A 14,088-nucleotide genomic window follows, 5' to 3' on the forward strand; every position below is an offset into this window, starting at 1 on the left:
TGCGGAGCTTCTTTTTTTCGTATCGCGGTATCAGCGTTTCATCGGAAGGGGGTCACCGGTGACGGTAAATTCCGCAACGGGCACTTCGGTTCCGAGCAGTTCGGCACTGCGGGCATCGGGTTGGCTTCCGCCGACTGCTACGCGGAAAAGACCCGGCTCCAGCACGCAGTTTCCGTTGTCGTCGATGAGGGCCATCTGACGAGCCTTCAACGTGAAGGCGACTTCCACCGATTCACCCGGCTTCAGGTGCACTCTGCGGAATCCGGCAAGCTGCCAGTTCGGCACGCGGACGCTGGCTTCCACATCTTTGAGGTACATCTGAACAATTTCGTCGGACTCCATTTTGCCGACGTTCTTCACGGTTGCGCGGACTTCGAGGTCGCTGCCGGCTGTAATGGTATCCTTCGCAAGAACCGGCTTAGAGTACTCAAAGCGCGTATAGCTCAGGCCGTAGCCGAACGGATACAGCGGCACTCCCTTGAAGAAACGGTAAGTGCGGTTTTCCATGGCGTAATCCTTGAAATCCGGCAGGTCTTCGTCGGTACGGTAGAAGGTTACCGGCAGGCGTCCGCTCGGGGAATAATCGCCGAAAATCAGCGACGCAATGGCTCTTCCGCCCTGTGCACCCGGGTACCATGCCTGCACAATGGCATCGACGTGCTCATCAGCCCATGTGATTGCCATCGCGCTTCCGGTCATCAGCACGAGGATAACCGGTGTGCCAGTCTTGGTAATTTCCTCTAAAAGTGCTTCCTGTGTACCGGGCAGTTTCAGGTTCAGCTTGTCGCCCGAAGCGAATTCGTTACTGGTATCGCCCTCCTCGCCTTCGATGCTTGCATCAAGGCCAAGGCAGACAACGGCAACATCGGCGTGTTCCGCTGCCGAAATTGCTTCTGCAAAGCGGTCGTACTTTTCTCCGAGGCCGGAAACGCTGTTCTTGTAGAGATGGCAGCCTTCGGCAAAGTAAACGCGCGTACCCGGTTCTACTGCCTCACGGATGCCTTCGAGAACCGTAACGTATTCGGAAGCGGTTCCGTTGTAGTTGCCTTCGAGCGCTGCGTGGCTGTCCGCATTCGGGCCGATGACCGCAATGGAGTGAATCTTTTTACGGTCAAGCGGCAGGAAGTTGTCGCGGTTCTTGAGCAGCACGAGAGATTTCTTGGAAACTTCCAGAGAGAATTTCTTATGTTCCTCGCAGTCGTTTGCCTCATACGGAATCGAAGCGAACGGAACGTGCTTCGGGTCGTCGAACATTCCGAGGCGCATGCGGATCAGCATCAGATGATACACCGCAAGGTCGATGTCTTTTTCTTCAATCAGGCCCTGATTGTAAGCCTTCATCAGGCTGGCATAGGCGCAGCCGCAGTTGAGGTCGCAGCCGTTTTTCACAGCAAGGGCCGCGGATTCTTCAATGCTTCCTGTTACCTTGTGGTTCTCATTAAAGTCCTTGATTGCCCAGCAGTCAGACGTTGTGTAGCCCTTAAAGCCCCATTCTTTGCGCAGAATGTCGAGCAGAAGGGTTTTGCTGCCGCAGCAAGGTTCGCCATTGGTGCGGTTGTAGGCGCCCATCACGCCGGCGACGTCGCCTTCTAAGACTGCTGCTTCAAACGCAGGGAGGTAGGTCTCCCACAGGTCTTTCTGCGAAACCACGGCATTGAAGCTGTGGCGTTCCGCCTCAGGGCCGCTGTGCACGGCAAAGTGTTTTGCGCAGGCTGCCGCCTTGAGGTATTTCGGGTCGTCGCCCTGTATTCCTTTAATGTAGGCAACGCCGAGCCTTGACGTCAGGTAGGGGTCCTCGCCGTATGTTTCCTGCCCGCGTCCCCAGCGGGGGTCACGGTCGATGTTCACGTTCGGTGCCCAGAATGTCAGACCCTTGTAAATATCGTGGTCGCCCTTGCGCTGGAACTCATGGTATTTCGCACGGCCCTCCGTGGAAACAACGTCGCCGATTTTCTGCAGGAGTTCTTCGTCGAACGTTGCAGCCATTCCGATGGCCTGCGGAAACACGGTCGCAACGCCTGCACGTGCAACGCCGTGCAGAGCTTCGCTCCACCAGTTATAGCTCGGGATTCCGAGACGCTCGATTGCAGGTGCGGAGTGCTGCATCTGACTGATTTTCTCTTCCAGCGTCATGCGGGAAACCAAGTCCTTCGCTCGCTCTTCAAAGCTTAGGGATTCGTCTTTGTAAGCCGGTATCTTTTCCATTTTTACACTCACCTTCCGTTCTATTTCTCATGTATTTTGGCCTGTATCAGTATTTTTATTGTACTGATTTCCCACGGTACCGTCTAATCAAATTTTGCTGCAAACTTCTCATTTTTTGCGGATAGCCTAAGGATAACAAAAAGTCCCCGGTCTGCAGGCCGAAACCTGCAAGGCCGAGGACTTTTGCGTTATTCTCTGTTATGCAGCGTAGCCGCATAAACCGAGAAATTAATTATATTTTTGCGAGCTTCTCGAGGTGCTCATAATTTTCCTTCGCATACTGCTCCGCTTTTGCGAAGAGTTCTTCAGCACGCTCCGGGAATGTGCGGGTCAGAGAATTGTAACGGACTTCGCCCATGATGAAGTCACGGTAGGACTCCGTCGGAGCCTTGCTGTCGAGCTGAAGCGGGTTCTTGCCCTCAGCAGCACGGCGAGGATCGTAACGGTAATTCACCCAGTAACCTGCTGCAACAGCCTTCTTCTCTTCGAGCTGGGAAATACCCATGCCGCCCTTGATGCCCTGGTTAATGCAAGGAGCATAAGCGACGATGATGGAAGGTCCGTTGTAGCTTTCGGCTTCCTGAATTGCCTTGATGGTCTGGTTATAGTCAGCGCCCATAGCAACATGTGCAACATAGACGTAGCCGTAGGTCATGAACATGCCGGCCAAGTCTTTCTTCTTGGTTGCCTTACCGGTTGCCGCAAACTGTGCCACGGAGCCGATCGGGGTAGCCTTGGAAGCCTGGCCACCGGTGTTGGAATATACCTCGGTGTCGAAGACGAGAACGTTGACGTTTTCGCCGGAAGCGAGGACATGGTCGAGGCCGCCGAAGCCGATATCATAAGCCCAACCATCGCCGCCGAAGATCCAGATGGATTTCTTTGCGAGGTAATCCTTATCTGCAAGAGTCTTCTTTGCAAGCTCTGCAATTTCGCCGGAGCCGTTTGCTACCTTCTCGAGTTCAGCAATCAGCTTGTCGGTAGGCTCGCGGTTTTCAACGCTGCTGTCGAAGGTTGCGAAGTATTCCTTGCAAGCTGCCTTCAGAGCCTCATCTGCCTCAGAGGAAGCTTCAATTGCCCTGACATAGTCGGCAAGGCGAGCACGGATTGCATCGTTGGCCAGAGCCATACCGTAACCGAACTCGGCGTTGTCTTCAAACAGGGAGTTGTTCCATGCCGGGCCGTGACCCTTAGAGTTGCGGGTGTACGGAGTTGCCGGTGCGGAACCGCCCCAAATGGAGGAGCATCCCGTTGCGTTGGCGATATACATTCTGTCGCCGAAGAGCTGTGTAACGAGCTTCGCGTAAGGAGTCTCGCCGCAGCCTGCGCAAGCTCCGGAGAACTCAAGCAGAGGCTTACGGAACTGGCTGCCCTTAACAGAAGTCGGCTTAAATTTCGCAGTAACTTCCGGTTTCTCAGACAGCGTAATGCCGTAATCGAAGCCTTTCTGGCTCTCCATCTGTGTAGCCATTGGCTTCATAACGAGAGCCTTTGCACCCTTCATGCCCGGGCAGACGGTTGCGCAAGAACCGCAGCCGGTGCAGTCCATGGTGGAAATGGTAACAGCGAACTTCAGTCCAGGCATCAGTGTCATGTCTTTCATCTTCATGCCGGCAGGAGCCTTAGCCGCCTCTTCTGCATTCATAACAGCCGGACGGATAACAGCGTGCGGGCAGACATAAGAGCACTGGTTGCACTGGATGCAGTTTTCCGGAATCCATTCCGGAACATCAATTGCAATGCCGCGCTTCTCATAAGCAGCAGAACCGGACGGAACCGTACCGTCTGCCATCTTGAGAACAGCGGATACCGGCAGCTGGTCGCCTTGGTGATGGTTTGCCGGAATCATAACATTGTTGACGTACTCGGTCAGATCCGGATCGCCGCAATCGACCGTCGTCTTCTTCTCTTCTTCAACAGCATTTTTCCAGGACTCCGGAACATTGACCTTGACGAACTCGTTAGCACCGCGCTCAATGGCTTCGTGGTTCATCTGAACAATCTTCTCGCCCTTTTTGCTGTAGGACTTCGTAGCAGCATCCTTCATATATTTGATTGCCTCATCCTTCGGGATGATGTTGGCAATGGTGAAGAACGCAGCCTGCAGAATGGTGTTAATGCGGCCGCCGAGGCCGATCTCTTTGCCGAGCTTTACGCCGTTGATGGTGTAGAAGTTGATATTGTTCTCAGCAATATACTTCTTCATCTTTGCGGGCAGGTGCTCGTCCAGCTCCTTTTCGTCCCATTCGCAGTTGAGCAGGAAACTTCCGCCGGGCTTCAGGTCCTGAACCATGTCGTATTCATAGACATAGGAGGGCTTGTGGCAGGCTACGAAGTCAGCCTTTGTGACGTAATATGTGGACTTAATCGGTTTTTTGCCGAAACGCAGGTGGGAAATCGTCAGGCCTCCGGACTTCTTGGAGTCGTAGGCGAAATAGCCCTGCGCATACATATCGGTGTGGTCGCCGATAATCTTAATGGAGTTCTTGTTCGCACCGACAGTACCGTCTGAGCCAATGCCCCAGAATTTGCAGGAATGTGTTCCGGGAGCGGTTGTGTCCGGATTTTCCTTAACTTCGAGGGACAGGTTGGTCACGTCATCGGTGATGCCGATGGTGAAGCGCTTCTTCGGTGTAGCGGATTCCATGTTGCGGTACACAGCGATGATCTGGCCCGGGTTGGTGTCTTTGGAGCCGAGACCATAGCGGCCAGTGTAAACCGGAACAGAAGCGAACTCAGAATCTTTCAGAGCAGCGACGACGTCGAGGTAAAGCGGTTCGCCGAGGGAGCCGCGTTCCTTTGTACGGTCAAGAACGCTGATCTTCTTTACGGTCTTCGGAAGAACATCCGTCAGGTATTTTGCAACGAACGGACGATACAGGTGAACCTTCACGAGGCCGACCTTTTCGCCCTTCGCGGTCAGGTAGTCAACAACTTCTTCTGCGCATTCGCAGACGGAGCCCATAGCAATGATGACTTCTTCCGCATCCGGTGCGCCGTAGTAGTTGAACGGCTTGTAGTCGGTGCCGATCTTCGCGTTGACTTTGTTCATGTAGTCAACAACGATTTCCGGGAACTCATTGTAATGCGTGTTGCTTGCTTCGCTTACCTGGAAGAACAGGTCATCGTTCTCAGAAGTACCTCTGGTTACCGGGTGCTCCGGGTTCATAGCTCTGCGGCGGAAGTCGTCGACAGCCTTCCAGTCGAGCATATCGGCAAGGTCCTTGTCGTCCCAAATGTGGATCTTCTGAATCTCGTGAGAGGTGCGGAAGCCGTCAAAGAAGTGCATAACCGGCATTCTGCCCTTAATAGCAGAGAGGTGAGCAACTGCGCCGAGGTCCATGCATTCCTGCGGGCTGTTCGAGCAGATCATTGCCCAACCGGTCTGACGGCATGCATAAACGTCGGAGTGATCGCCGAAAATGCAGAGTGCCTGTGTGGAAAGAGCACGGGCAGAAACGTGCATGACTGCGGGCAGGAATTCGCCGGCAATCTTGTACATATTCGGGATCATCAGGAGCAGGCCCTGAGAAGCGGTGAAGGTGGTGGTGAGAGCACCGGCTGCGAGGGAGCCGTGAACAGCACCTGCAGCGCCGCCTTCCGACTGCATCTCGGTAATCCTCACCGGGCGGCCAAACAGGTTCTTGCGGTTGGCAGCAGCCATTTTGTCGGTTTCATCCGCCATGACGGATGAAGGCGTGATGGGGTAGATGGCGGCGACATCGGTAAACGCATACGCAACGTATGCGGCGGCGTTGTTACCATCCATGGTTTTCATTTTCCGTGAATCCATTAAACTATTTCCTCCTTATCGGGATGATTAAGCATGGGAGGCGCGATAACGCGCACACTTAGATATTATCATTTTTTGTGAACCATGTAAAGGTAAAACCATGAAATTCTGCGGAGTAAAAGCGGTTAAAAAGTGAGACAGAAAGTGCTTGGCATTGATTTTTCCAAATTTAGCCTAATTCTTTCGTCTGGGCTGGTTCCCACCTTCGTTTTCCCCAAATTTCCCCGGAAATGTAGCATTTGACAGGACGCTTCAGAAATCATACAATTAATTTAATATATTATTTTATTACGTATCGAAATATGAATACGGAATAAAACTAGGACGTGAAAAATCCGCTGCGTTCGCACACGACAAGCGTGAATATTATTTTAATCCGAAAGGGGAAAACATATGCCTCCCGAACCTGGTGGGCAACTTCGGCCGATTCTTCTCGCCACTCAACAGACAGAAACCGGAACTTGGGGTTCCGTATTTCTGTTGATACTGTTGATTCTCATCAACGCCTTCTTTGCAGCCTGCGAAATCGCAGTCATCACGCTCAACGATGCAAAGGTTGAAAAGATGGCCGAAAGCGGAGACAAAAACGCGCGCAAGCTGTTGAAGCTCACCTCAAACTCAAGCCGCTTCTTTTCTACCATTCAAATTGGTGTGACGCTGGCCGGCTTTCTTTCTTCTGCAGCAGCGGCACAAAGCTTTTCCGACATGCTTGCCGGAGCACTGAGCTTTCTTCCGCTTCCGCAGCAGACAATTGACGGAATTTCAACCTTCCTCATCACGCTGATTCTCTCGTATTTCTCTCTGGTCTTCGGCGAACTTGTTCCGAAGAAAATCGCCATGAAGCGTGCTGAGGCACTTTCCTTCCGGTTCGCCGGTGTACTTACCGGTATCGCGGCGGTCTTTCGCCCGATTGTTTCGCTTCTCACGGCTTCCACAAACGCCGTCGTGAAGCTGCTGGGCATTGACCCGCGCGACACGGAGCAGACCATCACCGAAGAAGAAATCCTCATGATGGTTGACGCGGGCGAGGAAAAGGGCGTTCTCGACGAAGATGCGAAAGACATGATTTCCAACATCTTCGATTTCAGCGACAGCACGGTCAATGAAATCATGACCCACCGCACAGAGGTCGACGCAGTGGAGGACACCGCTACCATTCAGGACGCTGTGGAGCTTTCCATTAAGACCGGCCACTCACGCATTCCGGTCTATCACGATGACCTTGACACCATTCTCGGAATTATCTATGTGAAAGACCTACTGAAGTTCGTCGGAACCGACATCGACCCCAATGAAAAACTGACGGACCTGATGCGCCCGGCCTACTTTGTGCCGGAAAGCAAATTCTGCGCCGACCTGTTTTCGGAAATGACGGCGCGCAGGCTTCAGATTGCCGTTGTCGTCGACGAATACGGCGGCACCGAAGGCATCGTAACCATGGAAGACCTGCTGGAATCCATTGTCGGAAATATGGAGGACGAATACGACACCGAAGAGGATGAAATCTACCGCGAAGGCGACAACCGCTATCGTGTGGACGGCACCTCATCGGTGGAAGAAATCTCCGACCTTACGGGCGTGGAGCTGCCGGAGGGCGATTATGAGACCATTGCAGGTCTGATGATGGAACAGCTCGGGCGGATTCCGAAGCCGAACGAGCATCCGCACATCACCATCAAAAACCTCACCCTGACCGTCGCAGAAATGGAAGACCGCAGAATTGCCAAGATTATCATCGAGAAAGAGCCGCTGCCGGAAACGCCGCAGGCTTCCGAAAAGGATGAATAGTGGTTGTTTTTCGGTACACGCTTTGCTAAAATAAATACTTGTGAAGGGAGCGGAAACCTTCCGCTCCCTTCTTTTATAGGCAAGCTCGAAAAATGAGCCGGCCTATGGTCAGTCGCAACATCCTGACCTAAAACAAAACTACGGAGGAATCTGAATATGGATCAACAGTCAAAACGCACCCTACATATCGCACAGGGTGCCGTAATTGCGGCGGCTTACACGGTACTTACCTGGCTTGCTGCCCTTCTCGATCTGGCATACGGACCGGTTCAGTTCCGCTTTTCGGAAGCGCTCACCATTCTTCCGATTTTCACAACTGCCGCTGTGCCCGGCCTTACGATTGGGTGCCTGCTCTCAAACATTCTGAGCGGCTACGGAATTTACGACTTGATTTTCGGCACGCTTGCGACCCTGCTCGCGACTTTGGTGACGCGGCTTGTGCGCAACGTGAAAATACGGGGTGTTCCGGTGCTTGCGCCGCTCCCCCCCATTCTTTTCAACGCTTTCATCGTCGGTCTTGAGATTACCATTCTCAACGGCGCCAAGATCAGCCCGGAATGCTTTACAAATTTTAACTGGGTTCTGTACTGGACAAACGCAGGTTCCGTCGGTCTCGGCGAACTTGTCATCTGCTATGGGCTCGGTCTGCCGCTGGCGGTTCTGATCGAACGAAATCAAAAGCTGAAACGCATCATTGCAGAATAATCCCGAAACCGGGCTGGTTCTCTTTGATGTTGCACAGCGCCGGTTTTCCGGAGGAGCTTCCCAAAAAGGGAAGCTCCTTTTTTGTGCTTTTCTTTCTGCGGCAAAATCATTTTTCGGCATAAATGCGGCCATGTTTGGCAGAATAGTTTTGATATTACACAGAAAGGAAGGGTTGTTTTTTGACCGTTACAAAAAAGGAATACCAAACAATGGCCAAAAAGGCCTCCCCGCCGTCAACATACGTGAAAGATTCGCTTCTGGCATTTCTGTTCGGGGGAGCCATCTGCACGCTCGGTCAGTGTCTTCTGGAGCTTTACATGGCGCTCGATCTGGACAAGGAAACCGCCAGCGCATTCGTTTCCATCACGCTGATTGGACTGAGCGCCCTGTTGACCGCTCTGCGCATCTACGACAACATCGCGAAATATGGAGGCGCGGGCACCCTTGTGCCGATTACGGGCTTTGCCAACTCCATTGTTTCCCCTGCCATGGAGTTCAAAAGTGAAGGGTTTGTGCTGGGCATCGGTGCAAAGATGTTCATGATTGCTGGACCCGTTCTTGTCTACGGCACTGCGACTGCTATCCTATACGGCTTAATCCTGTGGTTTTTCAATCTGTATTAACGAAGGAGGAAAGGCATGCCCAAACGAATCGGAAAATATACCATTCAGCTTGAGACGAACCCTGCCATCCTCAGTTATGCGGCAGTTGTCGGCAAAAAAGAAGGCGAAGGGCCATACGGTCAATACTTCGACCAATGCCACACCGACACCACGCTCGGAGAAGCCAGTTGGGAGAAAGCGGAAAGCCGCCTGCAGAACGAAGCGGTTCATCTAGCACTGAATAAGGCGAGCCTGAAAAACAGCGACATCGACTGCATCTTTGCCGGAGACTTGTTGAACCAGTGTATCTCCTCCACCTTCGGCCTGCGCAGTCTAAACATTCCATTTCTCGGTCAATACGGCGCCTGCTCCACCATGGCACAGACACTTGCAATCGCCTCGCTTTTCGTAGAATCCGGTGCAGCCAACCGCGCCGCGGCGGTTACCTCCTCCCACTTCTGTTCCGCGGAGCGGCAGTTCCGCTTTCCGCTTGAATACGGCGGGCAGCGCACTCCGACCGCACAGTGGACAGCTACGGCAGCCGGCGCGGTCATTCTCGGCTCGAGGAATCTCTACCCCGGTCAGCCAATCGGCCTGCAGGCAATCACCTTCGGGCGCATCGTGGACTACGACATCAAAGACATGACCAACATGGGCGCGGCCATGGCACCGGCTGCGGCAAGCACCCTGCTGGATTATTTCAATGACACCGGCACGAACCCGCAGGACTATGATTTGATTCTGACCGGCGACCTCGGTCTTGTGGGAAGCAAGCTGCTTGACGACCTGATGGAGCGTGAGGGCAAGGATATCCGCCCGCTGCACAACGACTGCGGTCTGATGATTTACGACCGCGAAAAGCAGGACGTTCACGCGGGCGGTTCCGGCTGCGGCTGCAGCGCCGCAATCCTATGCGCGCCAATCTTCCAGCAGATGAGCGTCGGCCAGCTGCACAAGGTTCTCTTTGTCGGCACCGGCGCCCTGATGTCCCCCACTTCCTCGCAGCAGGGAGAAAGCATCCCAGGCGTTGCCCATCTTGTCTATCTGCAAGCCTAAGGCTAAACCTTCAAGCAAAAAGGCCTTCCCCGTCTTGGGGAAGGCCTTAAAGGCTACCGTCAAAGGTTTAGAGGGCTTTTTCCAGCGGAGCTAGGTCGAGGCTATCGCTGCAGCCGTTCAGGAAACCGGAAAGCTCTTTCAGAATCGTTTTCACGCCGCCGACGGTATCACTTTCCACGTTCAGAGGCATGATTGGGTCGTGGACACTCAGGCGGAGCAAGAACCATCCGTCGCCGTGTGCTTTGTCGAACGACACGCGGATCCCCTCGTAGTTGTCCGGTGCGATTGTCCAGCCGTCCTGCGCCGCGGCATATTTCGTAAGCTCGGAAATGACCGCCTCGCCTGCCGCGCGGAAATCTTCTTTCTTGATTGGGAAGCGAAGCTCGATTGCTTCAACCGGCTCGCGAAGCGGAGCTAGCAAATCTTCGAGCGTCTTGCCCTGCGCGCGGAGCTGTGCGGCTTTGATGATGATTTTCGTTACGAGATAGGCGCCGTCATCGAGGAAATAGTTTTCTCTCATAGCGGCATGGCCGGAAGTTTCGATGGCAAGCGGGCACTCAACGCCCTCCGCATTGAGGCGGAGCGCTTCGTTGATGACGTTGCGGTAACCGCGCTTAAAACGGTGGTGCTTTCCGCCGAGCGTCTTTTCAATGTATTCCTTCAGTCCCGAGGAAGTGATGGAATCCGTTACAATCGTTCCGCCCGGGCAGTTTTCGAGGGCGATGGCGGAGGCGATGGCAACGAGGCGGTTGCGGTTGATTTCTTCGCCCTTGGTGTCCACGGCGCCGCCGCGGTCCACGTCGGTATCGAAAATCACGCCGAGGTCGGCTTTTGCTTTGACCACAGCCTCGCAGACCGACTTCATTGCTGTCTCATTCTCCGGATTCGGAATATGATTCGGGAAGCGGCCGTCCGGCTCCAAGAACTGGCTTCCGGAAATATCCGCGCCGAGCGGTGCGAGAACATCGTTGGCATAGAAGCCGCCAGCGCCGTTTCCGGCATCCACAACAATATGGAAGCCCTTGAGCGGATGGTCGTAGTCTTCTGCATTGACGCTCTTGCGAATCAAGTCGCGAAGGCGTGCGCAGTATTGCTTCATGTAGTTGACCGGTTCCACGGTGCCTTTGCCCGCCGGCGGTTCGTCACCGTTCTGCGCGTGCAGCAGAATGGCCTCAATGTCTTTTCCGTCGAGGCCGCCCTCGCGGGTGAAGAATTTCAGGCCGTTTCTGTTCCACGGGTGATGGCTTGCGGTGAGCTGCACCGTCCCATCGCATTCCATGTCCTGTGTAATCATGAACATGGCAGGCGTTGAGGAAAGGCCGCAATCCAGAACATGCACGCCGCATGAAGTCAGCGCATTCACGACATCGGCGCGCAGACGTTCTGCCGAAAGGCGCGGGTCATGTCCCACGGCTACCGTCAGATTGCAAACATCCTTCTTCTCATGGTCCGCCAGCCAAAGGGCAAACCCCTTCGTCATTTTCGTCACAGCTTCGTCCGTGAGATTTACGGTTTCCCCGGGCACGCCTTCACAGGCAACGCCGCGGATGTCCGTTCCGCTTTTATATTGCTGCCATTCTTTTGTAAGCAATTCCGTATCCCCTTCCACTTTTGGCGGCGTGATACCGCCGGATTTTCGCATTTTCGCTTTTTACTCATTATACCTGATATCCGAAGGATTGAAAACTGTTTTTCCAAGGAGGTCAACTGTCTTGGCAAGTCTGATTGAGCTGCGCGGCATTACAAAAGTGTATCAGATGGGGCAAACCCAGGTTGTTGCCCTGAATAATGTTTCGCTGAGTGTGGAGAAAGGGGAATTTGTCGCCATCGTCGGGCGGTCCGGCTCCGGAAAATCTACGCTGATGAACATTGTTGGCTGTCTGGACACGCCTACCTCAGGTTCCTACTTCCTGAAAGGCGAAGATGTTTCGGGGCTGGATGAAAAAAGTCTGACACGCATCCGCAACCGGGAAATCGGCTTCATCTTCCAGAGTTTCAACCTGATCGGAAGCCTCTCCGCCATTGAGAATGTGGAGCTTCCGCTGCTCTACCGCGGTATGGGCCACGCAGAACGCCGCAAGCTGGCGAAAGAGGCTCTGCGCCTTGTGGGCCTTGAAAACCGCATGGATCACCGGCCCGCCCAAATGAGCGGCGGTCAGCAGCAACGGGTCGCCATTGCGAGGGCGATTGCCACGCAGCCCCAAATTATTCTTGCCGATGAGCCGACCGGAAACCTCGATTCCAAATCCGGCAACGAAATCATGCAGATTCTTTATTCCCTTGGACGTTCTGGGCGCACAATCATTCTGATTACGCACGACAACCGCATTGCACAATGCGCACAGCGCATCGTACGCCTGAGCGACGGGATTCTGGTGTCGTAGACCATTCAAAGCATAATTTTCAAAAAAAAAGAAAAAATAATGCCAAAAACTTTGTAGATTCTCCCAATGGATAATACAAGGCGATATGCTATAATAAGGGCTGACGGAAATCTCCGTCGATTCATATTGGATTCAATGAATCTATTAGGAGGGGTTATTTATGGTTCCAACGCCAGTCGAACTGCATAATGTTGACGTCCCGGCTTTTCTGAAAGTCCTTGACGACTGCAAAGGCAAAGTATTTCTCGTAACCGATGAAGGAGACAGGCTGAACCTCAAGAGTAAGCTGAGCCAGCTTGTTGGCTTGACACACCTGATTGAAGGCGGAAAAATCACAGAAGCTTCCATTGTCTGCGAAAATCCGGAAGACGAAACCAAACTCTTCCGTTTTAATCTTTTCGGCGAAAAGAAATAACATACTTAGAGGTTCGTTCTGTACAAAAAGCCGATGCTTTGGGCACCGGCTTTTTTTGTGTCTGAAAAAAGAACCGGAGCGCAGCAAACCTGTGCTCCGGCGTTTTTTGTAGAAAAATCAATCGCTAAGGCCGTATTCACGGTCCTTTCCGGCGAAGAACAGAAGGACGGCTCCTGCGCCCGTATGCGCTCCGATGACCGGACCGATCGGCGCAATGGTGAACTTGGTTACTCCGAATTTTTCGGCAATCTTCTGTTTTATGTACTCCGCGCCTTCCGGATATGCGCTGTGGCTAATGAAAATCATCTGATCCTGCGGGTTTTCCACAGCAAGCTCCATGTGCTTTAAAAGATCATCGAGTGCCTGCCTTCGCCCGCGGACCTTATCAATCATAGCCAAGCGGCCTTCCCTATTGATATGAAGCACAGGCTTAATGCCGAGCATCGTTCCCATCAATGCGGCTGTGCTGGAAATCCTTCCGCCGCGTTTGAGGTGGTTCAAGTCGTCCACGGTAAACCAGTAATGGAGGTGCTGGCGGAACTGCTCTGCCCATTCCTTGAGTTCCTCCATCGTTACACCCGCGCGCTGCTTCTGCACAGCGTACCACACCAGCAGACCTTCACCGAATGCCGCGCCGAGGGTATCGACTGTCAAAATTTTTCTCTCGGGATATTTTTCTGAAAGCTCTTTGGCGGCAAGAACGGAATTGTTGTAGGTTCCGCTCATTCCGGAAGAAAAGCCGAAATAAATTACATCTTTGCCGGCTTTGAGGTAAGTCTCGAAAGCGTCCATAAACGCCGCCATGGAAATCTGCGCCGTTGTCGCATCCTCTCCTGCGGAAAGGCGGCGATAGAATTCTTCGGGCGATATATCACGATTGTCGGGGTAATCCCGATAAGCATCCGTTCCGAGTGTGAAATCCATCGGAATGACATCGACCCCGAGCTCGTCTACAAGCTCCTGTGTCAGATCGCTCGTTGAATCGGTGATGATCTGGTAACTGCCCATGGTTAGGTTCACAGTCCTTTCTATGTAGGTACGTTGAGATCCTTTTCTTGTGTTTTCATAATTATCATTATAAAATAAATATATACTAATATTTATATATACTAATATTTTGCTCTTTTTGTCAAGTTCTCG

The 14,088-nt window shown here is 53.1% G+C and carries 10 protein-coding genes; 6 read left to right on the forward strand and 4 right to left on the reverse strand.

Features of this window, described 5'->3' with window-relative positions:
* Positions 1–30 precede the first annotated feature (30 nt).
* Together NOG13_RS06340 and nifJ are read right to left on the reverse strand one after the other, a co-directional pair.
* Entirely contained in the window at positions 31–2,205 is a 2,175-nt protein-coding gene (locus NOG13_RS06340) for a glycoside hydrolase family 3 C-terminal domain-containing protein (RefSeq protein ID WP_283109736.1), read from the reverse strand.
* A gap of 232 nt (positions 2,206–2,437) precedes the next feature.
* Complete coding sequence (nifJ, locus tag NOG13_RS06345; protein WP_283109737.1) at positions 2,438–5,998, reverse strand: pyruvate:ferredoxin (flavodoxin) oxidoreductase; 3,561 nt, start codon at positions 5,996–5,998, stop codon at positions 2,438–2,440.
* Positions 5,999–6,391: 393 nt separating this feature from the next.
* On the opposite strand from nifJ, the gene NOG13_RS06350 reads away from it, so the two are divergent.
* The 4 genes from NOG13_RS06350 to spoVAD all read left to right on the forward strand — a co-directional run bounded on the left by NOG13_RS06350 (position 6,392) and on the right by spoVAD (position 10,149).
* Complete coding sequence (locus tag NOG13_RS06350; protein WP_283109738.1) at positions 6,392–7,786, forward strand: hemolysin family protein; 1,395 nt, start codon at positions 6,392–6,394, stop codon at positions 7,784–7,786.
* Positions 7,787–7,942: 156 nt separating this feature from the next.
* Positions 7,943–8,491, forward strand: coding sequence for a QueT transporter family protein (locus NOG13_RS06355; RefSeq protein ID WP_283109739.1), 549 nt, complete (start codon positions 7,943–7,945; stop codon positions 8,489–8,491).
* Between the two features lie 179 nt (positions 8,492–8,670).
* On the forward strand, positions 8,671–9,114 hold the full coding sequence (spoVAC, locus tag NOG13_RS06360; protein ID WP_283109740.1) for a stage V sporulation protein AC: 444 nt from the start codon (positions 8,671–8,673) through the stop codon (positions 9,112–9,114).
* Between the two features lie 15 nt (positions 9,115–9,129).
* On the forward strand, positions 9,130–10,149 hold the full coding sequence (spoVAD, locus tag NOG13_RS06365) for a stage V sporulation protein AD (RefSeq protein ID WP_283109741.1): 1,020 nt from the start codon (positions 9,130–9,132) through the stop codon (positions 10,147–10,149).
* A 67-nt stretch (positions 10,150–10,216) separates the two neighbouring features.
* Here spoVAD and NOG13_RS06370 read toward each other — a convergent pair whose 3' ends face one another.
* Complete coding sequence (locus tag NOG13_RS06370) at positions 10,217–11,740, reverse strand: phosphohexomutase domain-containing protein (RefSeq protein ID WP_283109742.1); 1,524 nt, start codon at positions 11,738–11,740, stop codon at positions 10,217–10,219.
* 130 nt (positions 11,741–11,870) lie between these two features.
* Between NOG13_RS06370 and NOG13_RS06375 the strand changes: the two genes are divergently transcribed.
* On the forward strand, positions 11,871–12,533 hold the full coding sequence (locus NOG13_RS06375; protein WP_346347675.1) for an ABC transporter ATP-binding protein: 663 nt from the start codon (positions 11,871–11,873) through the stop codon (positions 12,531–12,533).
* Between the two features lie 160 nt (positions 12,534–12,693).
* Positions 12,694–12,948: a hypothetical protein gene (locus tag NOG13_RS06380; protein ID WP_283109743.1), complete on the forward strand. Its 255-nt coding sequence runs from the start codon at positions 12,694–12,696 to the stop codon at positions 12,946–12,948.
* Between the two features lie 117 nt (positions 12,949–13,065).
* Here the strand turns inward: NOG13_RS06380 and NOG13_RS06385 are convergent, their stop codons facing one another.
* Positions 13,066–13,956: a DegV family protein gene (locus NOG13_RS06385; RefSeq protein ID WP_283109744.1), complete on the reverse strand. Its 891-nt coding sequence runs from the start codon at positions 13,954–13,956 to the stop codon at positions 13,066–13,068.
* Positions 13,957–14,088 lie beyond the last annotated feature (132 nt).

The organism is Thermocaproicibacter melissae (assembly GCF_024498295.1).
Lineage (GTDB): Bacteria > Bacillota > Clostridia > Oscillospirales > Acutalibacteraceae > Thermocaproicibacter > Thermocaproicibacter melissae.